Source organism: Kribbella sp. NPDC050459 (assembly GCF_040655315.1).
Taxonomy (GTDB): domain Bacteria; phylum Actinomycetota; class Actinomycetes; order Propionibacteriales; family Kribbellaceae; genus Kribbella.
Genome location: NZ_JBFAJQ010000013.1, coordinates 79,254 through 102,392 on the forward strand (window position 1 = coordinate 79,254; position 23,139 = coordinate 102,392).

Genomic DNA, 23,139 nt, shown 5'->3' on the forward strand with positions numbered 1-23,139 from the left:
TTCCGGCGACCCACAGTTTGGCATAGGTTTCGGCGAGTGAAGATCGCAGTCGTACGGGAGACCAGACCGGCCGAGCGCCGGGTCGCCCTGGTGCCGGAACATGTCGCGAAACTGATCGAGCTCGGCTACGAGGTCGCGGTCGAGCCGGCCGCCGGTGAGCGGGCGCTGTTCTCCGACGACCAGTACCGCGAGGCCGGCGCCGAGGTGGCCTGGGGCGCCGACCATGCGGCCACCGTGGTGGCGTCGGTGCAGCCGCTCGAACGCGAGCGCCTGCAGCGGTTGCACGCCGGTACGGCGCTGATGTCGTTCCTGCCGACGAACCCGCCAGACGTGGTCCGGACCGCAACCCGGGCCAAGCTGACGGCGTTCGCGATGGAGCTGATCCCGCGGATCTCCCGGGCCCAGTCGATGGACGCGCTGTCCTCACAGGCGCTCGTCGCCGGGTACCGGGCCGCCATCGTCGCCGCCGAACGGCTGCCGCGGTTCTTCCCGCTGAACATGACCGCGGCCGGCACCGTCCCGCCGGCCCAGGTCCTCGTCCTCGGCGCCGGCGTGGCCGGCCTGCAGGCGATCGCCACCGCGAAACGCCTCGGCGCGGTCGTCAAGGCGTACGACGTCCGCACGGCCGCCGCGGAGGAGATCGCGTCGATGGGCGCCGTACCGATCGAGCTCGAGCTCGGCACCCTCGACGGCCCCGGCGGGTACGCCCGCGAGATGACGCCGGAGCGCGCCCAACTCCAGCGCGAACTGCTCACGCCGTACGTCGCGGCCGCGGACGCCCTGATCACCACCGCCGCCGTACCGGGCCGGACGGCGCCGATGCTGGTCACGCGGTCGATGGTCGAACAGATGAAGCCAGGCTCGGTCGTGGTCGACCTCGCGTCGGAACAGGGCGGCAACGTCGAGGGATCCGTCGCCGGGACCGAGCTGACGATCGGCGACGCGCTGGTCTGGGGCGGGGCGAACGTCCCGTCGCAGATGGCCGGACCCGCGTCCCGGCTCTACGGTCAGAACATCGCCAACCTGATCCGGCTGATGACGCGGAACGCCGCGTTCGACCCCGACTTCGACGACGAGATCGTCCGCGGCTGCTGCGTCACCCACGACGGCAGCGTGCTCCACGAGCCGACCCGCGCCCTTCTGGAGGGACAGGCATGAGTGAGTCCATCGCGTTGCTGACGATCTTCGTCCTCGCCGCGTTCGTCGGGGTCGAGGTGATCAGCAAGGTCTCCTCGACGCTGCACACCCCGCTGATGTCCGGGGCGAACGCCATCCACGGCGTCATCCTGGTCGGCGCCATCATCGTCACCGGCGCCGCCGACTCGGCGATCGTGGTCGCCGTCGGGCTGCTGGCCGTCGTGCTCGCGACCGTCAACATGGTCGGCGGGTTCGTGGTCACCGACCGGATGCTGGAGATGTTCAAAGGTCCGGGGGCTCGTAAGAAGGAGCTGCACAAGTGATCCCCACCTGGGCCCAGATCGGCTATCTGGTCTCCGCGGTCTGCTTCATCGTCGCGTTGAAGGCACTCTCGTCGCCGCGCAGCGCACGCACCGGCAACCTGATCGGCGCCGCGGGTGCGGTGCTCGCGGTGATCATCACGTTCGCCGCCTACAAGCCGGACCACCTGGCGCCGATCCTGATCGCGCTGGCGATCGGCACCGTCGGCGGCGTGGTCGGCTCGCGGCGCGTGCAGATGACCCAGATGCCGCAGCTCGTTGCCCTGTTCAACGGTGTCGGCGGCGGCGCGGCCGCGCTGGTCGCGCTGCTCGAGCTCGATGAGATCTCGTCCGACGCGACCGTCTCGGCGATCGCCACCGCGTTCACGATCGTCGTCGGCGCGGTCAGCTTCTCCGGCTCGGTGGTGACGTTCGCCAAGCTGCAGGAGCTGATGACGACCCGCCCGGTGACGTTCCCCGGTCTGCCGGTGCTCTTCGTCGCCTCGCTGCTGGGCGGCGTCGCCCTCGCGGTGTGGCTGGTGTCGGACCCGCGCGTGTGGGTCGGCGTACTGCTGTGCCTGCTGGGCCTCGCGATCGGCGTCATGCTGGTGCTGCCGGTGGGCGGCGCCGACGTACCGATCGTCATCTCGTTGCTGAACGCCTTCACCGGTCTGACGGTGGCCGCGGGCGGTTACGTCCTCGGCAACACGCTGCTGCTCGTCGCGGGCACCCTGGTCGGCGCGGCCGGTACGTTGCTGACCAAGCTGATGGCCGACGCGATGGGCCGGTCCGTCTTCAACATCCTCTTCGGCGCCGTCCGCGGCGGGTCCACCCTCGGCGGCGGCACGGCGTCCGACCGGCCGGTGATCTCGGCCGGACCGGAGGACGTCGCGATCCTGCTCGGGTACGCGAACAAGGTCATCATCGTGCCCGGGTACGGCCTCGCCGTCGCCCAGGCCCAGCACACCCTGCGCGACCTCGTCGAAGAACTGCAGGGCCGCGGCGTCAAGGTCGACTACGCCATCCACCCGGTCGCAGGCCGGATGCCCGGCCACATGAACGTCCTGCTCGCCGAGGCCCAGGTCCCGTACGACCAGCTCCGCGAGATGGACGACATCAACGGCGACTTCAAGACCACCGACGTCGTCCTCGTCGTCGGCGCCAACGACGTCGTCAACCCCGCCGCCCGCACCACCCCGTCGGCCCCCATCTACGGCATGCCCATCCTGAACGCCGACGAAGCCCAACGAGTCATCTTCCTCAAACGCTCCATGCGCCCCGGCTTCGCCGGCATCGAAAACGAACTCCTCTACGACCCCAAAACCACATTGTTGTTCGGCGACGCCCGAGACTCGCTCACCAAACTCCTCGCCGCACTCAAAACCGTCTGAGGCGGATCGGGACAGGCCGACGCCGACGCGTAGATCGGCTGGCGGTACGCCGGCGCGATGCCGGGGTCTGCAGCCGTACAGCGTCAACGGCGTTGGCGATGGTCCCGGCGAACCGCCGCACGGCGACGACCGGGGCTGGCGGTGGGAACATACGGCGAAGCCTTGTCCCTCCGCGCTGCAGGTCCACCAGCTAGTGGTACGACGGTCGCGAGTGTGGTCGTACGGCTCTGCGCCTCGGTTGGAGCAACGCGCCGTACGCCAACCGATGGCGCTGGAGTTGGTGGTCGGAAGGTACGCGGGTACCCGTCGGCGAGAGGTCGGCGTGCGACCGTTCGCCACTGCGCCGCCGTACGCCGGCGCACCACGAACGCCGCAGCCGGGTCGGATGACGATGGCGTCGCCAACCGACGTACGACGCTGACAACCGATCGCGCCTACTGCAGCTCACCACGCCCGCCAACCGTCGGACGACCGTCGTTGGGAACCGGCCGTACATGCCGACGTGCCACAGGCCCCGCGGGCCACGGCGAACGGTCGTATGGCGGTTGTTGGCCAGGCGGCTGGTGCTGTACGGCGGTGCCCGGTTCGCCGGCGTACGGCGATGACGGGTGGAGGCGCTGTGCGGCGCGGTTGACAGGGCGCGTCGTGTGCCAGGTCCCGGTACGCCGAGGTGCAGCGCCCCGCCGCGCGTTCAATTTCGCGGGCTGCTGTGCGGGTGGCCGCCCCCGGCCAACGACCTCCCCCGGCCAGTGCCGTCCGTTGTCCGGAACGGCTTTCCTCTGTTTGACTTCCGATGCCGAGAGGCCGGGCGGCGCACCCATTCCTCTCAACGCCAGACCCACTCGAGGAGATCACTTTGACCCGCCCCAAGAAACCCCTTACCCGAGGCTGGGACTGGGGCTAATCCACCCACCCCCGCTGCGCCGCCCGAACCCCCAGTTCAAACCGCCCCGAAGCCCCCACCTGCTCACTCAACTTCGCCGCAATCCGCCGGACTGTACGCAGCGAAACCCCGAGCTTCCGGGCAACCTGCTCATCAGTCCCGCCCTGAACCAGGAGCCGAAGGAACTCGGACTCCTGCGCCGTGATCTCGCGGTCGGCCTTGGTGTACGGCAACTCGAACGGATCGACGGCCTTGTGCCAGTAGCTGAGAAAGAGTTCTTCTGCGACACGCACCACAGCTCGGCTGTGGTGTACCACCGCACCAACAGCGGTGTCGTCGGGGTCGATGCCCATCACCGCTGACTCGCCGTCGAAGATGAGGATCTTCATCGGCAAGGACGGCGTAACTCGAATCTTCACGCCGCGATCGATCACGTACCGAGCGTATTTTCGGATGGACGCGTGCTTGAGCGCTGACTCCGGATAAATGGTGCGGATCTCGACGCCGCGCTCAAGGAGAGGGATGTCCGGCGAATCGCTGGGTTCGCGGTCGGACGGTTCCGGATCTGTGAGCAGCCCCCACACTGATTTGGTCGGCTGGAAGTGCTGCATCCGCTGGTGTGCGCGATCGCGACCCCTGTAGACCTCGACCTCATGAGATGACGTCTGCTGCAGGAACTCGCTGTAATCAGCGATGAATCGTCCCGCAGCCTGCTGGTCGCTGCGGAGAGCACCCGCCATCTCGTCGATCTGTTCTTGTCGCTTGGCGGCCAGACGCTCAAACCCGATTGCGGGGTGCAGCGGATAGTCCTCGTCAACCGCGGTCCAGCGCGGCACGATAAGACCTAGTTCCCGCATCCTGTCCATTTCGGCCTGAATCGTCTCTTCCGAAAGGCCGAGCTGCAGGCAAAGATCCGGCATATCTGAGCGTCGAGCAAGGAGCGGTTGCTGCAGTACGGCGCGATAGACGAGCAGCGTCGTTTCACTAAAGCCCAACGAATCGAACACGTAGGTCTCGCGTTGTCGTCAGACCCAGCCGCGCTTGGCCGCGGCTACGCCGAGTTCGAAGCGGCTGGCGGCGTCGAGCCGTTCGGAGAGGTTGGCAGTGATGCGGCGGGCCGTACGCAGGGAGATGCCGAGGAGGCGGGCTACCTGCTCGTCCTTGGCGCCGCCGGCGAGGAGGCGGAGGACTTCGGCCTCGTGGGGGGTGAGGGGAGTCTCGTCGTCTCGGTCGTCGGGGTCGAACATTTCTGTTGCCCTGGACCAGTAGGCGTCGAAGAGAGCTAGGGCGACCGAGACCACGGCGGGCGTGCGGTGGATGACGGCTCCGGCGGTGGGGCTCTCCGGGTCCATGGGCATGATCGCGATCTCCTGGTCGAAGATCAGGAGGCGCATCGGCAGCGTCGGGGTCACCCGGACTTCGCCGCCCAGCCTGTGCATCGTCGAGGCGTACTCGACTGCCTGTTTCGACGCGGTCATGCTCTGCAGGTACACGGTCCGCATCTTCAGGCCGCGTCCCAGGTGCTCGAAGTCCGGTGAGCGCTCCGATTTCGGGACAGAGTCGTCGAAGTGCGCCGGTACCAGACCCCAGAAGGTGTCTTTGGCCTTCAGCGCGAGCTCTTCGATGCGACGCGATGCGTTCGCGCGGCCTTTGAGTACTTCGACATCGCCGCTGCTACGCGAGGTGAGCAGCTCGTTGTACTGCTCTGCGATGACCTCGGCAGATGCCTCAGCCTCTTTGAGTTCGCCGAGTGCCTTGTTCAGTTCGGTACGGCGCCGTTCGGCCAGGCCGGTCAGCCCGACGCGAGGATGGACCGCGTGCTCACCCTCGGGGTTGGTCCAGGTCGGCACCAGGAGCTCCAGCCGGCGGAGCTTGTCCATCAACTGCTGGACTTCAGCCGGCGAGCGATCTACTAGCGCCGCTATCTGCTCGGGCGTACTGTCTGGGTGGCTGAGAAGGGCGTGATAGACCGCGAAAGTGGCTTCGTCCACCCCCAGCGGCTCCAGCACGATCCTTCTCCTCCAGAACTTGTCGGAACCGACCATATACAGACAGCGTCGACAAAGAGGACACAACGGTCGGTCCGGATTATTTCGAAAGGTCGAAAAGTGATCAAGAAGTTGCTGAGTGTAGCCGCTTCCGCGCTACTGCTTGTAGTAGCAACGGCGATCCCGGCGTCGGCAGTCAGCGAGATGCCAGACTGCCATGGAATGACCTGCTGGTAGGACGATGGTCTTCGGCCCTCTGGGCGTCCCGTAGACTGCGGGTGTGGCTCGTGGCGATGGTCGGCTTACTGATGAACTCGACCCGCAGGATCTGGGTCCGCAGGACGCTTGTGGCGTCTTCGGGGTCTGGGCGCCGGGGGAAGAGGTTGCCAAACTCACCTATTTCGGGCTCTACGCCTTGCAGCACCGAGGGCAGGAGTCGGCCGGGATCGCGGTCAGTAACGGGAGTCAGATCCTCGTTTACAAGGACATGGGGCTGGTCAGCCAGGCCTTCGACGAGGCGACGCTGGCGTCGCTGCGGGGGCATATCGCGATCGGTCACTGCCGGTATTCGACGACCGGGTCCAGTGTGTGGGCGAACGCGCAGCCGACGTTCCGCAGTACGGCGACCGGCTCGATCGCGCTCGGTCACAACGGGAACCTGACCAACACCAGTGAGCTCGCCGCCAGCCTGAACGGTGAAGGTGATCTCGATCTCGGTCTGGACGCCGACGTCGATCACGCCAAGGCGAACGCGAAGCACGGTGCGTCCAGCGACACCGACATCCTGACCTCGATGCTGGCCGGGTACCCCGACCTGACGATCGAGCAGGCCGCGGCGAAGATCCTCCCGAAGGTCAAGGGCGCGTTCAGCCTGATCTTCATGGACGAGAACACGCTGTACGCCGCTCGTGACCCGCAGGGCATCCGCCCGCTGGTGCTCGGCCGGCTGGAGCGCGGCTGGGTGATCGCCAGTGAGACCGCCGCGCTCGACATCGTCGGCGCCAGCTTCATCCGTGAGGTCGAGCCGGGCGAGATCGTCGCGATCGACGCCGAAGGGCTGCGTTCGACGAAGTTCGCCGAGCCGGACCCGAAGGGCTGCCTGTTCGAGTTCGTGTACCTGGCCCGCCCGGACACCCAGATCTCCGGCCAGCGGATCTACTCGACCCGCGTCGAGATCGGCCGCAAGCTCGCCAAGGAGCACCCGGCCGACGCCGACCTGGTGATCGCGACGCCCGAGTCCGGCACGCCCGGCGCGATCGGGTACGCCGAGGAGTCCGGCATCCCGTACGGCTCCGGCCTGGTCAAGAACGCCTACGTCGGCCGTACGTTCATCCAGCCGAGCCAGACGATCCGCCAGCTCGGCATCCGCCTGAAGCTGAACCCGCTGCGCGAGGTGATCGAGGGCAAGCGCCTGGTTGTGGTGGACGACACGATCGTCCGCGGCAACACCCAGCGCGCGGTCATCCGGATGCTGCGCGAGGCCGGCGCCAAGGAGATCCACGTCCGGATCACGGCGCCGCCGGTGAAGTGGCCGTGCTTCTACGGCATCGACTTCGCCAGCCGCGCCGAGCTGATCGCGAACGGGCTGAACACCGAGGAGATCTGCCGCTCGCTGGGCGCCGACTCGCTCGGGTACATCAGCCTGGACGGTCTGGTCGAGGCGACCACGGTCCCGAAGGAGCGGCTCTGCCGGGCCTGCTTCGACGGCGTGTACCCGGTCGCGCTGCCCGATCCGGAGCAGCTCGGCAAGCACCTGCTCGAGCTGCCGGTGACCGACGCGGACGGCCTGGCCACGGTCTCCGGCGGTGGCGGCGCCGCGGACGCGCTCAGCCGCCCGTAGTACGCCGTACCCAACAGGGAGAACACAGTGAGTCAAGGCGCGAGTTACGCCGCTGCCGGGGTTGACATCGAGGCCGGTGACCGGGCCGTCGAGCTGATGAAGGAGTGGGTGGCGAAGGCGACCCGCCCCGAGGTGGTCGGCGGGCTCGGCGGGTTCGCCGGGCTGTTCGACGCGACCGCGCTGACGTCGTACCGGCGGCCGCTGCTGGCGACGTCGACGGACGGGATCGGGACCAAGGTCGCGATCGCGCAGAAGCTCGGCAAGCACGACACGATCGGGTTCGACCTGGTCGGGATGGTCGTCGACGACCTGGTCGTGTGCGGCGCGGAGCCGCTGTTCATGACCGACTACATCTGCACCGGCAAGGTGGTGCCGGAGACGATCGCGCAGATCGTGAAGGGCATCGCGGAGGCCTGCGTCGAGGCCGGTACGGCGCTTGTCGGCGGCGAGACCGCGGAACACCCGGGGCTGCTGGAGCCGGACGAGTACGACGTGGCGGGCGCGGCGACCGGTGTCGTCGAGGCGGACGAGGTGCTCGGCGCGGAGCGGGTGCGCGCGGGGGACGTCGTCGTGGCGATGGCGTCGTCGGGACTGCACTCGAACGGGTACAGCCTGGTGCGGCACGTGTTCTTCGACCGGGCGAAGTGGACGCTCGACCGGGTCGTGCCGGAGCTGGGGACGACGCTCGGCGAGGTGCTGCTGACGCCGACGCGGGTGTACGCGAAGCACTGCCTGGAGCTGATCCAGGAGCTGAACGGCGCCAACGAACTGAATCATCGCGGAGAGAAGGCGCTGCACGCGATGTCGCACATCACCGGCGGCGGTTTCGCGGCGAACCTGGCGCGCGTGATCCCGGACCAGCTGTCCGTGCGGATCGACCGCTCGACGTGGACGCCGGCGCCGGTCTTCGGACTCGTCGGCCTGCTCGGCGACGTCGCGCTGCCCGAGCTCGAGAAGACGCTCAACATGGGCGCCGGCATGGTCGCCGTCCTCGATCCGTCGTCCGCCGACGCCGCGATCCAGGCACTGGCAGCCCGCGACATCCCCGCCTGGGTGTGCGGTGAGGTCACCGCAACGCCGGGCGGCACGGTCACGCTCGAAGGCACCTACGCCAAGTAGAGCCCGGGTGCACAGCGGCCGCCTGTGAGCGGGTCACGATGGAGCCGTCCGACGCCTCGGGCTGCTGAATCGTCGATCCGCCACAGGCGGTGCTGTGTGTCAGTTCGTCGGGCGCACGGTGAACTGCTCAGGCACCCCGAGGGGCACTGAGCAGCTCAGCCGGGCTGAAATGCTTACCGACGGGGGTGGTAGTCGTCGGCGTCGTAGTCGTCGCCGTCGTTGTCGCCGTTCGCAGAACTGTTCCCACCCTGCTCACCGGACAGCTCTCGCTTGAGCTGGTCCAAGTCGGTGTCCCAGGTGCGGTACTTCAGGTCGCGTGCGACCTTCGTCTGCTTGGCCTTTGCACGGCCGCGCCCCATAGCGTCGACCCCCTCGCACAAGTCAACCGGGTACGCTGCGTGGCGCCCACGGATCAGTCGTCAGTAATCGTGGTTCAAGGATACCCGGAGCCAGGGATCGACACACGCACCGCCCCCGGGCAGAGGTCCGATCACACAGCGGGCGGGGCGGGCCGGTCCCCTCAAACCGGCTCGCCCCGCCGTGCTCACCACCGCTACTTGACCTCGCGACGTGAGCTAGCCCACAGTCCGACGACGGTCGGCAGGACGATCCAGACCCCCACCGCGGTGAGCGTCTCCGGCACCATTCCGTGCAGGTCGCGCTCCGCGATCCGGCCGAGCGCGCCGAACACGTCCAGCCAGTTCGCGTTGTCCTTGAACAGCGCCGGCCCGGCCAGCGACCAGGCAGTCGGCGCGATGAAGTAGACCAGGATCGCGACCGCGGTCTGCGCGATCACGGCACCGAAGGCCGCGCCCATCACCACGTTCAGCGCGACGGTCAGGTAGCCGCCGGCGAGCTGCCCGCCGAGCCCGGCGTACGACGTACCGCGGCCGGAGGTCGCCCCGGCGAGCGCGGTGCCGGCGAACGCGAGCAGGACGACGGCCGTGGTCACGACCGCGCTGAGCACGACCGCCGAGACGAACTTGGCCAGCTGGACGCGCACCCGGCGCGGCGACAGCGTGAACGTGGTCAGCGCCGTGCGTTGCGTCCACTCCGACGTCATCGCCATCACGCCGATCACCGGCAGGATCAGCATCGGACCGGCGGACGCGGCGCCGAGGAAGCCCTCGAAACCGACCGTCCCCTGCGGCAGGTGGGTGAGCTGCCAGGCGATCGCGGCGACCGCCAGCAGCAGGATCGCGGCGATCAGGACCCGGCCGCTGCGGGTGTCGACGGACTTGCGGAGCTCGAGGGCGACGAGCTTCAGGAAGGACTGGCCGCGCGCGGGAGGCAGGCTGGTCGCCACCTCGGCGCGGTGCTTGGCGGGCGCCGTGGGTGCGACGTCGGTCACGGTGGTCATCGAAGGTCTCCAGAAGAAAGTAGGTGTGATCAGGCGGCGACAGGCTGGGCGGTCAGCTGGAAGAACAGGTCCTCCAGGCCGGCGCCGTCGCTCTGGCGGAGCTCGAGAAGGATCTGGCCGGCCGCGGCGGCGGCCCGCCCGACCTGCTCGGCGGTGGCGTCGACGCGCAGCGAGCCGTCGGACAGGGGCTCGAGCTGCAGCCCGGCCGCGGTCAGAGCCTCGTTCAGGCCGACCGGGTCGAGGCCGCGGACGAGCGTGCCGGACCCGGCCAGCAGCTCCTCCAGCGAGCCGTTCGCGACGATCCGGCCGCCGCCGATGACGACCAGCCGGTCGACGGTCGCCTGCACCTCACCGAGGAGGTGGCTGGACAGGACCACCGTGCCGCCCCGGGCGGCGAAGTCCTGGAGCAGCCCGCGCATCCAGCGGATGCCCTCCGGGTCCATCCCGTTCGCGGGCTCGTCGAGAATCAGGACGGCGGGGTCGCCGAGCAGTGCGCTCGCGATGCCGAGCCGCTGGCGCATACCGAGCGAGTACTGACCGACGCGGCGCTTCGCGGCGTGACTGAGCCCGACCGCCTCGAGCATCTCGTCGGTGCGCGTGTTCGGCACCCCGAGCAGGCTCGCGTTCAGCAGCAGCGTCTCGCGGCCGGTCCGGCCCGGGTGCTGCGCGGCGGCGTCGAGCATGACCCCGACGACCCGGCCCGGGTTCGGCAGGTCGGCGTACCGCTTGCCGGTGATCGTGGCGGTGCCGGAGGTCGGCGGCGTCAGCCCGGTGAGCATCCGCAGCGTGGTGGACTTGCCGGCGCCGTTCGGGCCGAGGAAGCCGGTGATGCTGCCCGGCTGAACGGTGAAGGACACGTCCTGGACAGCCGTGGTGCTGCCGTAGCGCTTGGTCAGGTTCTCGACGGTGATCATGGCAACGAGTCAACCGTTTCCGCCCCCGGTCGCACATCGGACGAGCGGCTGCGCCGACCCCCTACGAAAGTCGTCCGATCGGCTCCGGAACCCACCCGGAAGGGGGACGTGATCGCGTCGACCGTCGAACTACAGTGACGGAATGCGACGGTTGCGGAGGTGGTACGCCTGGTGGGCCAGGCATGCCCCGCGCCTGCGCGACATCCTGTACGTCGGCTTCAGCCTGCTCACGATCGTGCTGCAGGCCGCGTCCGGCGGCAACGGGTGGTCGGTCAAGGACTGGTATGTGCTGGGCGCCGGCATTGTTGCCTCGGTCGTCCTGTTCTGGCGCCGGCGCTTCCCGGTGACCGTCACCGCCGTCACCGTGCTGGCGATGCTGACCGGCGGGATCTTCGTCCCGATGGGCCTCGCGCTGCTGACGCTGGCGATCCGCCGGCGCGACCTCGCGCTGGCCATCCTCGGCCTCGCCGGGTATGCCGCGTATGTCCTGAACAGCTGGGGCAACGTGAACCAGATCTGGGTGGCCGTCTTCACCGGGCCGTTCCTGGTCGGGACCTGGATCGCCATCGGTGCGTACGTCGGCGCCCGCCGCGACCTGATGGCGTCGTTGCGGGACCGCGCCGAGCGGGCCGAGGCCGAGCGCGAGCTGCGCAGCGAGCAGGCCCGGCTCGGCGAGCGTTCCCGGATCGCCCAGGAGATGCACGACGTGCTCGCCCACAAGGTCTCGCTGATTGCGTTGCACGCCGGCGGCCTCGAGGTGAACCCGGCCGTCGGGCCGGACAAGGTCGAGGGCTCCGCCCGGCTGATCCGCGAGACCGCGCGGCAGGCGATGGAAGACCTGCGGGAGGTGCTCGGGGTCCTGCGGACCGACGTCAGCGTCGCCGGGGCCGACCTGACCCCCGTTCCGAAGGCCTCGGACCTCGAGCGGCTGATCAAGGCCTCACGAGACGCCGGAGTCACCGTGGGGTACGACGTCACGCTGCCGGATGACGTACCGGTGTCGGTCGGGCGGACCGTCTACCGGGTGGTGCAGGAGTCGCTGACCAATGTGCACAAGCACGCCCGTGGCGCCGCGACCGACGTACAGGTCCATGGCGCTCGTGGTCAGGGCGTGACGGTCAGGGTGGCGAACGTCCGGCCGGTGGCTGCTGGTTCACTGCTGCCTGGAGCGGGTGCCGGGCTGGTCGGCCTGCGGGAGCGGGTGCAGTTGGTCGGCGGGCGGCTCTGGATCGGGCCGACACCGGAGGGCGGCTGGCGGGTGGAAGCATGGCTGCCCTGGCCGGACGGCCGCGACGACGACGCGCTACCCGGCGCTGCCGGGCTGCCAGGAGGCGTGGTGCTGGACCGCGACGCGGTGTTGGACGGAGATGAAGGGGAGCGATGACGCGGCTGCTGATCGTGGACGACGAGGCGCTGGTGCGGGCCGGGCTGAAGATGATCCTGGAGTCCGACGCCGAGCTCGAGGTGGTCGCCGAGGCGGAGGACGGCGCGGACGCCGCCGCGATGGTGAAGGAGTATCGGCCGGACGTCGTGCTGATGGACATCCGGATGCCGCGGCTGGACGGCCTGGCCGCGACCCGGGAGGTGCAGGCCCTGCCCGATCCGCCGAAGATCGTCGTGCTGACGACGTTCGACCTGGACGATTATGTGTTCCGGGCCTTGCAGGCGGGCGCCAGCGGGTTCCTGCTGAAGGACACGCCGCCGCGTGAGCTGGTGCAGGCGATCAAGGTGGTGGCGGCCGGGGACGCGATGCTGTCGCCGGCGGTGACCCGGCGGCTGATCGGGCACTTCGCGGGCGATCCGCGCGCCGACCGGAAGCGGGCCGCGCAGGAGCGGATCAGCAAGCTCACCGAGCGGGAGCGTGAGGTGCTCGTCGAGGTCGGCCGCGGCCTGCAGAATGCCGACATCGGCCGGAAGCTGTTCATGAGCGAGGCGACCGTGAAGGCCCACGTGTCCCGCGCCCTGGTCAAACTCGACGCGACCAACCGCGTCCAGGTCGCGATCCTGGCCCACGAGGCCGGCCTGCTCGACGGCTAGCAGAGCGCGTACACCTGCTCGACCTTAGGGTTGGCGCCGTGGACGAGACGTTGTATCGCAAGGGCATGGGCAACCAGTGGGTGTACGGCGGCCTGGCCGTCGCGGCGCTCGCACTGATCGGTATCGGCAGTCTGATCGCGCAGCCGGTCCTCCTGGTGGCCGGCGTCGTGCTACTCCCGGTGGCGATCTATTTCTTCGCGCACGCCCGCTACGGGAACGTCCGCGTCACTCGCCAGGAGCTGGTGGTCGGCAAGCACATGCTGGTCCTGCGTGACCTGGATCGGTCGTTCGGTGCCCATCCGGCCGAAGCCGTGCTGAGCAAAGCCCAGCTGGACAGGCTCAACACCCAGACCGCGAGCGATGTCGTCGGCGAGACCGGCGTGCGGATCGTCGGTGGAGCGTGGGGCCGGCTGGGGCGCGGCGTGCAGTGGATCGTGGTCCGCCGTACGGGCTCTCCTGAGCTGCTGGCGGTATCGGCCCGACGGCCGAAGGATCTGCTGGCGGCCGTGAACGCAGCTTTGGCGTAGGCGCGATACCTGGAGACAGGAAACCGGCCCGATCCGTCGGAGGGGTGGGGGCGACGGTTCGGGCCGGTTTCGGAAGTCAGCGTGCCTGGGGGGGATGAGGACGCTGACGACCGGCGGCGCCCAGTTTGGGGGGGGTAGGACGCCGACCGGTCAGGACTCAGACGCGGCCGAAGGCCACGCTGCTGGTCCAGATCTTCGCCTTCGCGACCGGCTTACCCGGCTTCGAGGCGTGCCACAGCATGTTGCCGCCGGCATAGATGCCGACGTGGTACACACCGCCGCCACCGCTGCGGAAGAACACGAGGTCGCCCGGCTTGGCGGCCTTGCGGCTGATGTGCTTGGTCGCGCTGTACTGCTGGCGCGACGTGCGCGGCAGCTTCTTGCCGGCCTTCTTGTACACGTAGCCGGTGTAGCCGGAGCAGTCGAAGCCGCGCGGGCTGGTGCCGCCGTAGCGGTACGGCGTGCCCTTGAGCTTGGCCGCCTCCCGGAGCACCTTGGCCCGGAACGTCCCGACGGAACCCGTGGACTTGCCGTAGGGACCGTAAAGCACCTTGTGCTTGGCGGCCCAGGTCAGCCGGCCCCAGGTCTTCTTGTCGGTGTAGCCGGTGGCCTTCAGACCCCAGGAGGTCTGGAACTTCTTCAGCACCCGGACGGTGCTGGTGCCGAAGTAGCCGTCCGGACCCAGGTGCAGGGCCCGCTGGACGTACTTGACGGTCGTGCCCTTGTCGCCGTACCGGAGCAGGGGCTTGCTCGCGACGCTCCAGTACCCACGCGGCGTGGTCGTCGCGGTGCTGGAGCTGGTCGACGCCGAGGCGGCCGACGTGGTCGTCACGGACAGTGCGGCGCCGCCGCCGACAGCGAGGCCGACGGAAAGAACGGCCGCTGCGGCCCGGGGCGCACCCGGACGGGTGGTCTTGCGGTGCTTCGCCAGGGTCCGGCCCGTGGGCCGGTCGGTACTGGACTCAGCGGTCTGGCTGACGGCGCGCAGAAGCGACGTCCGTCGGGCAGTGACGGGCATGGTTGTCTCCCGACGCCTGCGAGGTTAGCTGTCGGGTTCGGGCTGGGATTCATAGCCCGGTCCGCTCCCGCGGACTTCACCCCAGGGTTCCGACCACTCACGGTCGAGACCCAACCTCCTGGGTCCCCCACCTCCGCCTTGGTTGTTCGAGGGGAGCACACAAGCCTGGCGGAGCTCGGCGTTGACTCGTGTGCGGTTCGTGTTGTTTACCGAACCGCCGACGACTGTATAACAGAAGGATCACGACGCAAACCCTCAGATCCACAGAGTCGTTCTGAAACGGGCCCGAGAGGGCCCCTGACGGCTCAGTAAGCCGGGGTGAACACCAGGTGTCCTGAGCGCGTCTGAGCGGGGCACAGGCGGCAAATGAAGGCTTTGATGTGATCTGCGCCACATTTGGTGGTGGCTTTCTGTGACAACGGGCACAGAGGGTGGTCAGGGCGTCCTAAAGTCCTTGCGCATTCAGCTATTGCCGAGCAGCTCGTGGAAGCGCTCCAGCCCCACGTTCCCGCCCGACAGGACCACTCCGACGCGCTCCGGCAGCCCGTGGATCCGTCCGGCCAGCAGTGCGGCCAGCGCGCTCGCCCCGCTCGGCTCCAGCACGATCTTCAGCCGCTCGAACGCGAACGCCATCGCGGCCACGATCTCCTCGTCGCTGACCAGCTCGAACGCCTCGACCAGCCGCTGGTTGACCGCGAACGTGAGCTCGCCGGGCGCCGAGACCGCCTGCCCGTCCGCGATGGTCCGCGGTACGGCGATCTCGACCCGCTCGCCTGCCGCGAGCGACCGGACGTGGTCGTCGCCCGCGGCCGGCTCCACGCCGATCATCCGGATCCCGGGGGACATCAGCGTCGCCGCGGTCGCGCAGCCGGCCATCAGTCCACCGCCGCCGACCGGGACCAGCAGTGCGCCGAGATGCCCGACCTCCTCGATCAGCTCGAGAGCGACGGTGCCCTGCCCGGCCATCACGTCGGGGTGGTCGTACGGCGGGATCAGCGGCCGCCCCCGCTCCGCGGCCAGCTCGTGAGCCAGCGCGGTCCGATCCTGCGTGTACCGGTCGTACGTCACCACCTCGGCGCCGTACCCGCGGGTCGCGGCCAGCTTCGTCGGCGGGGCGTCCTCGGGCATCAGGATCACCGCCGACGTCCCGGCGAGGCGGGCCGCCAGTGCGACGGCCTGTGCGTGATTGCCCGACGAGTACGCCGCCACGCCCGTCGCGAGCTGCTCCGGGGAGAGCTTGCTGATCGCGTTGTACGCGCCGCGGAACTTGAACGCCCCGATCCGCTGGAAATTCTCCGCCTTCAGGAACACCTGCGCCCCGACCCGCTCGTCGAGCGTCCGCGAGGTGAGGACCGGCGTCCGGTGCGCGACCCCGGCGAGGCGATCGGCCGCGGCCCGGACATCTGTGAGACTCAGCTGCGACATGGGGTGACGCTATACCGATGTCAAGATCGGCCGGAGCGCTCCGTACTGATGGTTGAGAGGCGCCCACACCGGGGGCCGCTGGTGAAGGAGACATCGTGAAGTACCTACTGGTCCTGAACGTCAACCCCGACGTGATCGCCGCGCTGCCCGAGGAGGAGCAGCAGGCCATCGGCAGCGGGCATCAGAAGTTCATGGACACGATCAAGGCGTCCGGCGAGTTCCACAGCACGGTCGCGCTGCAGCAGCCGGCCCAGTCGGCGGTCGTCAGGGTCCGCAACGGGCTGCCGGCAGTCACCGACGGCCCGTTCGTGGAGTCGAAGGAGTTCCTCGGCGGCTACTATCTGGTCGACGTGGCGTCCCGCGAGCGTGCCTGCGAGCTGGCCGCGATGATCCCGGACGCCGGGATCGAAGGCCTCGGTGTCGAGGTCCGCGGCGTCGAGTTCGCGGACGGTCTCTGACCGCCCCGACGACGAAGGGGGTTCTCCACAGGCTGTGGAGAACCCCCTTGTTTTCTTGGGATATCAGTCCGTCTGGTCGTCGACGTTCGCCTCGGCAGCGTTCCGCTTGATCGAGTCGATCCCGTTCATTGCGGCGGCCTTGGTGCCGTAGCTCTCGCTGCTGGTGGCGATGACCTCGCCGTTCCCGGCCTTCAAGCGGAACCGGAACTCACCGGACCTGTCCTTGTACAGCTCGAACTTCCCCGCCATCGGTGTACCTCCATAGAGAGTGGTATCGCTCCGCTTCGGAGCGTAGTCCTCTCGTGACGCAACCGACAGGCGCACACGCCTATGCGAGGACGCCGCGGATGCCGCCGACGACAAGGTCGATGCCGACGGCGTAGTACTGCTCCTGGGACGACGAGCAGATCAGCGAGCCGGCGGACGCGGTGATCAGCGGGTAGCGCTCGGGCGACAGTGCGCCGAGCGCGGCGCGCTTGCGGCGCAGTGACGCCTCACGGGCCACCGGGTCGCTGAACTCGCGGACGATCGGGTCGGTGGTGACCAGCGCGATCAGCGAGCAGATCGACTGTCGGCCGACCTCGGCCGCGTCGTCGACGGAGAATCCGCCCTCGACCAGCAGCTCCAGGGCCCGCTCCGCCAGGGCGAGGCCGGGCTCGGCGACCAGGATCCGAGCGAGCGTCAGGTCCGCGAGCCGCGGGTGCGCCCGCAAGGCCGTGACGAACGCGGACAGCAGCGCGTGCAGCTGCCGGTCCCACGGCTCGTCGGTCGGCTCCGGCAGCACGATGTCCGCGAGCAACCGGTCGCCCAGTGCCGCGAGCAGGTCGTCCTTGTCCTTGAAGTGCCGGTAGAGCGCCATCGGGGTGACGTCGTGCTGCGCGGCCAGCTTCCGGAACGAGATCGCGGCCGGTCCCTCGTCGTCCGCGATGGCCAGCGCGGTGTCGACGATCTTGTCCGGGTCGAGGCGCTCTTTGGTGATCACGTTGACAAGTTTACACCGTAGACCTAATGTCTACTCCGTAAGCTTACGCCGTATACATACGGTGTAGACAACACAGGGTAGACCTGACTTATTGAATGAGGTACGGCGATGCGACGCAGTCCTTGGGCCACCCTGGCGGTGCTGGCCCTCGCGCAGTTCATCGTGGTGCTCGACGTGACGATCGTGAATGTCGCGCTGCCCCACATCCAGGCGGACCTGAACTTCTCCGCCGACTCCCTGCAATGGGTGATCAACGCCTACACGCTGCTCTTCGGCGGCTTCCTGCTGCTCGGCGGGCGGATGGCCGACCTGCTCGGTCCGCGCCGCGTGTTCACCGCGGGCCTGGTGCTGTTCGGCGTCACGTCGCTGGTCGCCGGGCTGTCCAACTCGCCGGAGTTCCTGATCGGCGCCCGCGCTGTCCAAGGCCTCGGCGGTGCTCTGCTCTCTCCGGCGGCGCTCGCCATCCTGACGATGACCTTCGCCCATGGGCGTGAGCGCAACATCGCGATGGGCGTCTGGGGCGGTCTCGCCGGCCTGGGCGGGACCCTCGGGGTGGTCGCGGGCGGCGTGCTCGTCGATTCGCTGAGCTGGCAGTGGGTGTTCTTCGTCAACGTGCCGATCGTGATCGCACTGATCGCGCTGATCCCGGTGTTCGTCCGCGACGTGCGGCACGCGACGGGTCGCCGTACCTTCGACACGCTGGGCGCTGTTCTGGGCACGGCCGGCCTGATGGCCGTTGTCTACGGTGTGGTGCGCTCGGAGCCTGCTGGATGGGGTTCGTTCGAGGTTGTCGGCGTACTGACGGCCGGCGTCGTCCTGCTGGCGGCGTTCGTGATCGTGGAATCCCGGTCGGCAGCGCCGCTCGTCCCGTTGCGGTTGTTCCGGTCACGGGCGTTGAGCGTGTCCGGTGCGTCGCTGGCGCTGAACGGCGCCGGGTTCCTGTCGATGTTCTTCCTGACTGCTATCTACCTGCAGCAGGTTCGTGGGGACAGTGCGCTCGACGCGGGGATCCACTTCCTGCCGATGGGCGGCGCGGCGATCGTCGGCGCGGTCCTCGCCTCGCAGCTGGTGCAGCGGTGGGGAACGCGGACGGTTCAGGTCGCCGGTGCGGTGCTCAGCGTCGCCGGGCTGCTTCTGCTGTCGCAGGCCGACGCGACCGGTAGCTACAGCTCTGAGCTGCTGCCCGGTCTGATCATCTTCGGGTTCGGCATCATCGGTGTCGGCGTACCGGGGCAGATCAGCGCGGTCTCCGAGGTCCGTCCCGCCGAGGCCGGTGCGGCGTCGGGTGTCGTCAACGCGATGTACCAGGTCGGCGGTGCGCTCGGTCTGGCGATCGTCACCACGCTGTCGATCACGCACACCACCAACGAGCTGACTCACGGCGCGACCCAGCTCCAGGCGCTGCAGTCGGGATACGAGCGCGGTCTGCTCGCGGCCGCCGCCTTCGCCGTCGCCAACATCCTGCTGACCTTCGCCGCCCCGCAACTCCAGCCCACCTCCGAGCAGCTCACCGAAGCCACCGCCGCCGCATAAGTTGCTGCCAGCAACACCCGCCGGCCTCGCCGCCGCCGAGGCCGCCGGGGTGGCTGCTGGACAACTGGGTGGGTTTCGTAGTCGCCTGACCGGGTGATCCCTGATGTGTGCGCGGCCCCCTGAGCTGAAGGCTTGGGGGACCGGACGGACACATGAGGAGATCAGGATGCTGGTGGCATTGGTGACAGCTGCGGCGATGGCCGTGGTTCCTTCGGTGAACTCGCCGCAGGAGTTGCAGCAGGGCCTCGACGGCGTTGTCGCGATCGGCGCGCTCGCCGAGGTGCGGGACGGCGGGCAGGTCTGGCGGGGCAGCAGCGGAGTTGCGGAACTGGGGAGTTCGCGGAAGGTCCCGGTGGCGGGGCGGTTCCGGGCCGGCAGCATCACGAAGACGTTCGTCGCCACGGTCGTGCTGCAACTCGTCGCCGAGCAGCGGATCCGGCTCGACGACCCGGTGCAGCGCTGGTTGCCGGGCGTCGTCCCGAACGGCGCGAACATCACGGTGCGCCAGTTGCTCAACCACACCAGCGGTTTGTACGACTTCAAGGACACGCTGCCGATGCCGCCGAGCCCGGACTTCTACGCGCTCCAGTACCGGACCTGGACCGCGGCCGAGCAGATCGAGCGGGCGCTCGCGCAGCCGCCGGTGTTCGACACGCCGGGCTCGCAGTACGACTACTCGAACACGAACTACCTGCTCGTCGGCGAGATCATCGAGAAGGTCACCGGCCGGACGTACGCCGAGGAGATCGAGCAGCGGCTGATCCGCCCGCTCGGCCTGCACGGTACGACGCTGCCCGGGACGTCGCCGTACATCAAGGGACCGCACCCGCACGGCTACGTGCCCAAGGACGGCGGGCTGGTCGACTTCACCGAACTGAACCCGACGCTGTTCGGTGCCGCCGGCGACATGATCTCCACGACCCGCGACCTGAACCGGTTCTTCGCCGCGCTGCTCGGTGGGCACCTGCTCCCGGCCCGGCTGCTCGACGCGATGAAGACGCCGGGCACTCCGGACGGCCGGTACGGCCTGGGGCTGTCGTGGCACGACACGGCCTGCAAAGTGCGGGTGTACGGCAACGACGGTGACGCCCTCGCGTACCAGGCCTACTCGTTCGCGACCGAGGACGCCCGGCGGCAGGTCACGGTTGCCGTCACCCCGCACCTCCCGGACAACCCGGATGCGTCCGTCGACGCGTTCGTCGACCGGGTGATCTGCCGGGAAACCGGTCACCCGATGTGACATTGTCCGCGTTGCGGTTTGGTGATCCTGGGAAACGGCGACACTGGTATGGATGCCTTGTTGCCATCTCCCGAAGGGGTCCGGGACCTTGGAACTCGCCATGCTCGGTGCCGACGACTGGCCCATCGCCCGGGAGGTGCGCCTCCGGGCCCTGAAGGATTCACCGTCGGCGTACATCGCCGACTACGAGGTCGAGGTGACCGTCGGTGAGGACGGCTGGCGCGAGCGCTTCACCCGGATGCGGTGGGTCGTCGCCCGCGACGAGGCGCGGATCATCGCCCTGGCCAGCTCGGTGCGGGTGCTGGATCGCCCGGCGTACGAACGGCATGTCGAGTCGGTCTGGGTCGACCCGCGGTACCGCCGGACCGGCGTACTGCGGGCCGTCCTCGCCGAGCTCGCGGCGATCGAACCCGACGTCACCGAGTGGCGGGTGTGGGTGCTGGACACGAACGCGGTCGCACGCCAGGTGTACGACCGGCTCGGGTTCAGCCCCACCGGCGAACGTCAGTTACTGGAAGACCACTCCGGCCGGTGCGAGATCCGTCTCCGATTCTGTCGGTAGGCCGTAGCCGCAGGACATCCAGTTCGACAGGCCGAGGTGGCGCAGGGCCTCCTGCTTGCTCAGCCGGGCCGGGAGGTTGCCGAGCATCTTCTGCCACAGCTCCTCGTCCTCCTGCCAGCTCTCGATGAACTCCACACACAGCTTCGAGGAGATCTTCAGGGCCCAGGTCTTCGCGGTTTCCAGCGACTTCTCGATGCGGCGGTACTCGATGTCGTCGAACGAGGACTTCGCGGCCCGGACGTCGGCGAGCGTCTCGGTGATCGTCTTCAGCCGGACGGTTTTGAAGTAGTCCCAGTACGACGGCTCCATGGCGATCCGCAGCTGCTCCTCGAAGGTCGAGCCCGACTGGCCCTCGAACGCCGCGTACAGCCCCTCGGCCAGCAGGTCGCCGAACTCCTCCCGGGCCGCCCGGTCCGGATCCGCGAACGGGTCGTACTCCAGCTGCCGGACCTCGCCGATCTTCGGTATCGCCCGCCGTGCCGCGTGCCGGGCGAAGAAGAACCAGTCCTCGTTGTAGATGTCGGCGAAGAAGGACAGCTCCGGGCGTTGCAGGTCCACGCCGAGGACCGCGCCGCTGACGAACACGTCCTGGGATCCGACCAGGCGGCGGGCGTGACACACCACTGAGTTGTCCGGGAAGTCCCAGCTGACCATCGAGGCGACCGGGTGCCGGTCCAGATACCCGGTGAGGCGCCGGACGTCCCGCGCCTTGAGCTGCCTGATGTCGTCGTCGACGAACATGATCTTGTTCCAGCCGTGCAGCCGGCCGAGCAACAGGCCGATGTTGCGTTTCGCGCTGAGGTCGCTCGCGCGGCCGGCCGAGGCGTTCTGGAACTTCTCGGCGGAGGTTTTCGGGGCCGGGCACGGCGGCCGGTACCCCTGGGGGACGTCGATGACGAGCGCCTGGGCGCCGAAGGTGTCCTTCACCCGCTGGACGACCTGCCCGACCTGTGCGCTGTGACTGCAGAGGACAACGAGCGGTACACCCAGCTCGGCGGACAGCGTGATGACGCTCTGCAGCTCCGACGCCGGCCTCGCGGCCGGTACGACGATCGCGTCCAGGCGCGTGTTCGCCGAAGCTGCTACCGGGGCGGATCCGTCGAAGAGCAGGCCCGCGTGGGACGCCTTGATCTGTCTGGTGCGACGGCTCATGCGTCCTCGTCCTCCGGCGACCACTCGAAGAGCCGGTTGTCCTCGATCTCGAGGTCGGGGGTGACGGCCTCGCCGTTGATGACCGGCACCCGCATCAGCAGGCCGTACACGCCGCCGGGGAATCTGTTGGCGAGGTAGATCTCGTTGCGTTCCCGGACGGCGTCGTCGGTCAGCATCCGGACCGCGCCCAGCACGCCGCGGCTGTAGACGCCGTTGCAGATCGTGATGGTCCGGCTGTGGTTGAACGGGTTGGGCAGCCGCGCGAACAGCGCGACGTCCTCGACCAGCTCCCGGGGAGTGTCGCCCTTCCAGGCGTCCTGCGCCTGGTCCGCCTCGAGCTCGGCCTTGCTCGGCGCGTCGTCCTCGGCGGCGCCCTTGCGTTCCTCCCAGAGCGGCCGGTACTCACGACCGTCGCGTGACCGGAAGATCTCGCCGTCGGCCAGGTCCGGGACCGACATCTGCCGGATCGGCAGGTTGTCGAGGACCCGCAGCAGCCGGCTGGTGACCCGGTTCCAGGCGATACCGCCGATCAGGATCAGGTGGCCGGACATGTGGTCCGCGGTCACCTCGGACGGCAGCCGGTGCCGCACCCGGAGCTCCGGGTTGGAGGCGCGCACGTGCCCCCACATCTCGATCAGCGCGTCGAGGTCGGCGTACTTGTACAACCGGGTGTGGTTCGGGTTGTCCTCGTCCGCGAGCGGCGAACGGCCGAGCTCCGGCACCTCCGGGCAGATCAGCGTGATCCGGCCGGACTCGAAGTCGAAGGTGTACGAGCTGTTGGACGACGACGAACCGCTCTGCTGGTGGCGCACGTCGTCCCGCAGCGTCATCAGCTCCCGCTGCAGGCTGCTGAAGCGCTCGCGCTCGGCCGGGCTCAGGTCCTGCTCGCGCGGCAGCCGCTCGAGGGTCGGGGACATCGCGAAGAACAGCGCGTACGACCGCAGCCGGTCCTCGGGGGGAAGTTTCGGGTTGCTCTGCGACTCCCACGAGCTGATCGTCGCCACCGCGACCCGGACGTCGGCGCTGAGCGCCTGCGACACGTCCTTCTGGGTCAGTCCCGCGGTTTCCCGGAGGTCCCGGAGTCGCCTGGCGAGTCGTACGGCCTCTGGAGAGGGGGCCACTGTCACTCCCGAAAATGGTCGACCAACTGCGGGGGCGCCGGATCGGCCGATCCGGTACCCCGCTCTACCTGACTCCACCGAGCCCCGCTGTACTCCGCGCCGCCGGGGGTCACCCGATGGCGTTGTCGCCGTAGGACTGGGGGCTCTCTGGTA

The 23,139-nt window shown here is 68.9% G+C and carries 23 protein-coding genes and 1 riboswitch; of the genes, 12 read left to right on the forward strand and 11 right to left on the reverse strand.

The window, feature by feature from the left end:
* The first annotated feature begins 36 nt into the window (after nucleotides 1–36).
* The 3 genes from AB0I12_RS32835 to AB0I12_RS32845 are packed head-to-tail and all read left to right on the forward strand — an operon-like array spanning nucleotide 37 to nucleotide 2,827.
* Complete coding sequence (locus AB0I12_RS32835; protein WP_359937031.1) at nucleotides 37–1,158, forward strand: NAD(P) transhydrogenase subunit alpha; 1,122 nt, start codon at nucleotides 37–39, stop codon at nucleotides 1,156–1,158.
* Nucleotides 1,155–1,460: an NAD(P) transhydrogenase subunit alpha gene (locus tag AB0I12_RS32840; protein WP_355699737.1), complete on the forward strand. Its 306-nt coding sequence runs from the start codon at nucleotides 1,155–1,157 to the stop codon at nucleotides 1,458–1,460. The genes AB0I12_RS32835 and AB0I12_RS32840 overlap by 4 nt, the downstream gene beginning before the upstream one ends.
* On the forward strand, nucleotides 1,457–2,827 hold the full coding sequence (locus tag AB0I12_RS32845) for an NAD(P)(+) transhydrogenase (Re/Si-specific) subunit beta (protein ID WP_359937034.1): 1,371 nt from the start codon (nucleotides 1,457–1,459) through the stop codon (nucleotides 2,825–2,827). Before AB0I12_RS32840 ends, AB0I12_RS32845 begins: the two co-directional genes overlap by 4 nt.
* Before the next feature lie 900 nt (nucleotides 2,828–3,727).
* Here AB0I12_RS32845 and AB0I12_RS32850 read toward each other — a convergent pair.
* Both AB0I12_RS32850 and AB0I12_RS32855 read right to left on the reverse strand, forming a co-directional pair.
* Nucleotides 3,728–4,717 carry a LuxR C-terminal-related transcriptional regulator gene (locus AB0I12_RS32850; protein WP_359937037.1) on the reverse strand — a complete coding sequence of 330 codons (990 nt, stop codon included), beginning with the start codon at nucleotides 4,715–4,717 and terminating at the stop codon, nucleotides 3,728–3,730.
* Nucleotides 4,718–4,735: 18 nt separating this feature from the next.
* Nucleotides 4,736–5,719: a LuxR C-terminal-related transcriptional regulator gene (locus AB0I12_RS32855; RefSeq protein WP_359937040.1), complete on the reverse strand. Its 984-nt coding sequence runs from the start codon at nucleotides 5,717–5,719 to the stop codon at nucleotides 4,736–4,738.
* Nucleotides 5,720–5,978: 259 nt separating this feature from the next.
* Between AB0I12_RS32855 and purF the strand changes: the two genes are divergently transcribed.
* Both purF and purM read left to right on the forward strand, forming a co-directional pair.
* Nucleotides 5,979–7,538 carry an amidophosphoribosyltransferase gene (gene purF / locus AB0I12_RS32860; protein WP_359937043.1) on the forward strand — a complete coding sequence of 520 codons (1,560 nt, stop codon included), beginning with the start codon at nucleotides 5,979–5,981 and terminating at the stop codon, nucleotides 7,536–7,538.
* Between the two features lie 27 nt (nucleotides 7,539–7,565).
* The gene (purM, locus tag AB0I12_RS32865) at nucleotides 7,566–8,657 is read left to right on the forward strand and encodes a phosphoribosylformylglycinamidine cyclo-ligase (RefSeq protein WP_359937046.1); all 1,092 of its coding nucleotides are present in this window, start codon (nucleotides 7,566–7,568) and stop codon (nucleotides 8,655–8,657) included.
* Nucleotides 8,658–8,830: 173 nt separating this feature from the next.
* Here the strand turns inward: purM and AB0I12_RS32870 are convergent, their stop codons facing one another.
* The 3 genes from AB0I12_RS32870 to AB0I12_RS32880 all read right to left on the reverse strand — a co-directional run bounded on the left by AB0I12_RS32870 (nucleotide 8,831) and on the right by AB0I12_RS32880 (nucleotide 10,931).
* Nucleotides 8,831–9,016, reverse strand: coding sequence for a DUF3073 domain-containing protein (locus AB0I12_RS32870; RefSeq protein WP_355474918.1), 186 nt, complete (start codon nucleotides 9,014–9,016; stop codon nucleotides 8,831–8,833).
* Nucleotides 9,017–9,210: 194 nt separating this feature from the next.
* The gene (locus tag AB0I12_RS32875) at nucleotides 9,211–10,017 is read right to left on the reverse strand and encodes an ABC transporter permease (RefSeq protein WP_359937049.1); all 807 of its coding nucleotides are present in this window, start codon (nucleotides 10,015–10,017) and stop codon (nucleotides 9,211–9,213) included.
* Nucleotides 10,018–10,046: 29 nt separating this feature from the next.
* Nucleotides 10,047–10,931 (reverse strand): ABC transporter ATP-binding protein, encoded by an 885-nt coding sequence (locus tag AB0I12_RS32880; protein WP_359937052.1) that lies wholly within the window; start codon nucleotides 10,929–10,931, stop codon nucleotides 10,047–10,049.
* 142 nt (nucleotides 10,932–11,073) lie between these two features.
* Here AB0I12_RS32880 and AB0I12_RS32885 point away from each other — a divergent pair, with 142 nt between their 5' ends.
* From AB0I12_RS32885 to AB0I12_RS32895, 3 genes are read left to right on the forward strand one after another with little or no spacing between them, the layout of a single operon-like run.
* Nucleotides 11,074–12,315: a histidine kinase gene (locus AB0I12_RS32885; protein ID WP_359937055.1), complete on the forward strand. Its 1,242-nt coding sequence runs from the start codon at nucleotides 11,074–11,076 to the stop codon at nucleotides 12,313–12,315.
* On the forward strand, nucleotides 12,312–12,968 hold the full coding sequence (locus tag AB0I12_RS32890; RefSeq protein ID WP_359937058.1) for a response regulator transcription factor: 657 nt from the start codon (nucleotides 12,312–12,314) through the stop codon (nucleotides 12,966–12,968). Before AB0I12_RS32885 ends, AB0I12_RS32890 begins: the two co-directional genes overlap by 4 nt.
* Before the next feature lie 38 nt (nucleotides 12,969–13,006).
* The gene (locus AB0I12_RS32895; protein WP_359937061.1) at nucleotides 13,007–13,495 is read left to right on the forward strand and encodes a hypothetical protein; all 489 of its coding nucleotides are present in this window, start codon (nucleotides 13,007–13,009) and stop codon (nucleotides 13,493–13,495) included.
* A 157-nt stretch (nucleotides 13,496–13,652) separates the two neighbouring features.
* Here AB0I12_RS32895 and AB0I12_RS32900 read toward each other — a convergent pair whose 3' ends face one another.
* Together AB0I12_RS32900 and AB0I12_RS32905 are read right to left on the reverse strand one after the other, a co-directional pair.
* Nucleotides 13,653–14,513: an NlpC/P60 family protein gene (locus tag AB0I12_RS32900; protein WP_359937064.1), complete on the reverse strand. Its 861-nt coding sequence runs from the start codon at nucleotides 14,511–14,513 to the stop codon at nucleotides 13,653–13,655.
* Nucleotides 14,513–14,704: riboswitch (cyclic di-AMP (ydaO/yuaA leader) on the reverse strand. Its footprint overlaps the gene before it by 1 nt.
* Nucleotides 14,705–14,975: 271 nt before the next feature.
* Entirely contained in the window at nucleotides 14,976–15,938 is a 963-nt protein-coding gene (locus tag AB0I12_RS32905; protein ID WP_359937067.1) for a threo-3-hydroxy-L-aspartate ammonia-lyase, read from the reverse strand.
* Nucleotides 15,939–16,033: 95 nt separating this feature from the next.
* Here AB0I12_RS32905 and AB0I12_RS32910 point away from each other — a divergent pair, with 95 nt between their 5' ends.
* Complete coding sequence (locus tag AB0I12_RS32910) at nucleotides 16,034–16,396, forward strand: YciI family protein (RefSeq protein ID WP_359937070.1); 363 nt, start codon at nucleotides 16,034–16,036, stop codon at nucleotides 16,394–16,396.
* 63 nt (nucleotides 16,397–16,459) lie between these two features.
* Here the strand turns inward: AB0I12_RS32910 and AB0I12_RS32915 are convergent, their stop codons facing one another.
* Nucleotides 16,460–16,645, reverse strand: a complete 186-nt coding sequence (locus AB0I12_RS32915; protein WP_359937073.1) for a DUF1508 domain-containing protein — start codon at nucleotides 16,643–16,645, stop codon at nucleotides 16,460–16,462.
* Between the two features lie 79 nt (nucleotides 16,646–16,724).
* Nucleotides 16,725–17,378 carry a TetR/AcrR family transcriptional regulator gene (locus tag AB0I12_RS32920; RefSeq protein ID WP_359937076.1) on the reverse strand — a complete coding sequence of 218 codons (654 nt, stop codon included), beginning with the start codon at nucleotides 17,376–17,378 and terminating at the stop codon, nucleotides 16,725–16,727.
* A 108-nt stretch (nucleotides 17,379–17,486) separates the two neighbouring features.
* Between AB0I12_RS32920 and AB0I12_RS32925 the strand changes: the two genes are divergently transcribed.
* The 3 genes from AB0I12_RS32925 to AB0I12_RS32935 all read left to right on the forward strand — a co-directional run bounded on the left by AB0I12_RS32925 (nucleotide 17,487) and on the right by AB0I12_RS32935 (nucleotide 20,713).
* Entirely contained in the window at nucleotides 17,487–18,911 is a 1,425-nt protein-coding gene (locus tag AB0I12_RS32925) for an MFS transporter (RefSeq protein ID WP_359937079.1), read from the forward strand.
* Between the two features lie 166 nt (nucleotides 18,912–19,077).
* The gene (locus AB0I12_RS32930) at nucleotides 19,078–20,151 is read left to right on the forward strand and encodes a serine hydrolase domain-containing protein (RefSeq protein ID WP_359937082.1); all 1,074 of its coding nucleotides are present in this window, start codon (nucleotides 19,078–19,080) and stop codon (nucleotides 20,149–20,151) included.
* A gap of 88 nt (nucleotides 20,152–20,239) precedes the next feature.
* Nucleotides 20,240–20,713: a GNAT family N-acetyltransferase gene (locus tag AB0I12_RS32935; RefSeq protein WP_359937085.1), complete on the forward strand. Its 474-nt coding sequence runs from the start codon at nucleotides 20,240–20,242 to the stop codon at nucleotides 20,711–20,713.
* On the opposite strand, the gene AB0I12_RS32940 is transcribed toward AB0I12_RS32935, so the two are convergent.
* Nucleotides 20,660–21,865 (reverse strand): hypothetical protein, encoded by a 1,206-nt coding sequence (locus AB0I12_RS32940; RefSeq protein ID WP_359937088.1) that lies wholly within the window; start codon nucleotides 21,863–21,865, stop codon nucleotides 20,660–20,662. The genes AB0I12_RS32935 and AB0I12_RS32940 overlap by 54 nt on opposite strands.
* The gene (locus tag AB0I12_RS32945) at nucleotides 21,862–22,986 is read right to left on the reverse strand and encodes a helix-turn-helix domain-containing protein (protein WP_359937091.1); all 1,125 of its coding nucleotides are present in this window, start codon (nucleotides 22,984–22,986) and stop codon (nucleotides 21,862–21,864) included. Before AB0I12_RS32945 ends, AB0I12_RS32940 begins: the two co-directional genes overlap by 4 nt.
* Nucleotides 22,987–23,139 lie beyond the last annotated feature (153 nt).

What these genes read in the sequence shown, in the direction of transcription:
- AB0I12_RS32870 (WP_355474918.1), bottom strand. Translation starts at nt 9,016, where the DNA reads ATGGGGCGCGGCCGTGCAAAGGCCAAGCAGACGAAGGTCGCACGCGAC.
- AB0I12_RS32925 (WP_359937079.1), top strand. Translation starts at nt 17,487, where the DNA reads ATGCGACGCAGTCCTTGGGCCACCCTGGCGGTGCTGGCCCTCGCGCAG.
- AB0I12_RS32840 (WP_355699737.1), top strand. Translation starts at nt 1,155, where the DNA reads ATGAGTGAGTCCATCGCGTTGCTGACGATCTTCGTCCTCGCCGCGTTC.
- AB0I12_RS32890 (WP_359937058.1), top strand. Translation starts at nt 12,312, where the DNA reads ATGACGCGGCTGCTGATCGTGGACGACGAGGCGCTGGTGCGGGCCGGG.
- AB0I12_RS32930 (WP_359937082.1), top strand. Translation starts at nt 19,078, where the DNA reads ATGCTGGTGGCATTGGTGACAGCTGCGGCGATGGCCGTGGTTCCTTCG.
- AB0I12_RS32880 (WP_359937052.1), bottom strand. Translation starts at nt 10,931, where the DNA reads ATGATCACCGTCGAGAACCTGACCAAGCGCTACGGCAGCACCACGGCT.
- AB0I12_RS32875 (WP_359937049.1), bottom strand. Translation starts at nt 10,017, where the DNA reads ATGACCACCGTGACCGACGTCGCACCCACGGCGCCCGCCAAGCACCGC.
- AB0I12_RS32885 (WP_359937055.1), top strand. Translation starts at nt 11,074, where the DNA reads ATGCGACGGTTGCGGAGGTGGTACGCCTGGTGGGCCAGGCATGCCCCG.
- AB0I12_RS32905 (WP_359937067.1), bottom strand. Translation starts at nt 15,938, where the DNA reads ATGTCGCAGCTGAGTCTCACAGATGTCCGGGCCGCGGCCGATCGCCTC.
- AB0I12_RS32900 (WP_359937064.1), bottom strand. Translation starts at nt 14,513, where the DNA reads ATGCCCGTCACTGCCCGACGGACGTCGCTTCTGCGCGCCGTCAGCCAG.
- AB0I12_RS32940 (WP_359937088.1), bottom strand. Translation starts at nt 21,865, where the DNA reads ATGAGCCGTCGCACCAGACAGATCAAGGCGTCCCACGCGGGCCTGCTC.
- AB0I12_RS32915 (WP_359937073.1), bottom strand. Translation starts at nt 16,645, where the DNA reads ATGGCGGGGAAGTTCGAGCTGTACAAGGACAGGTCCGGTGAGTTCCGG.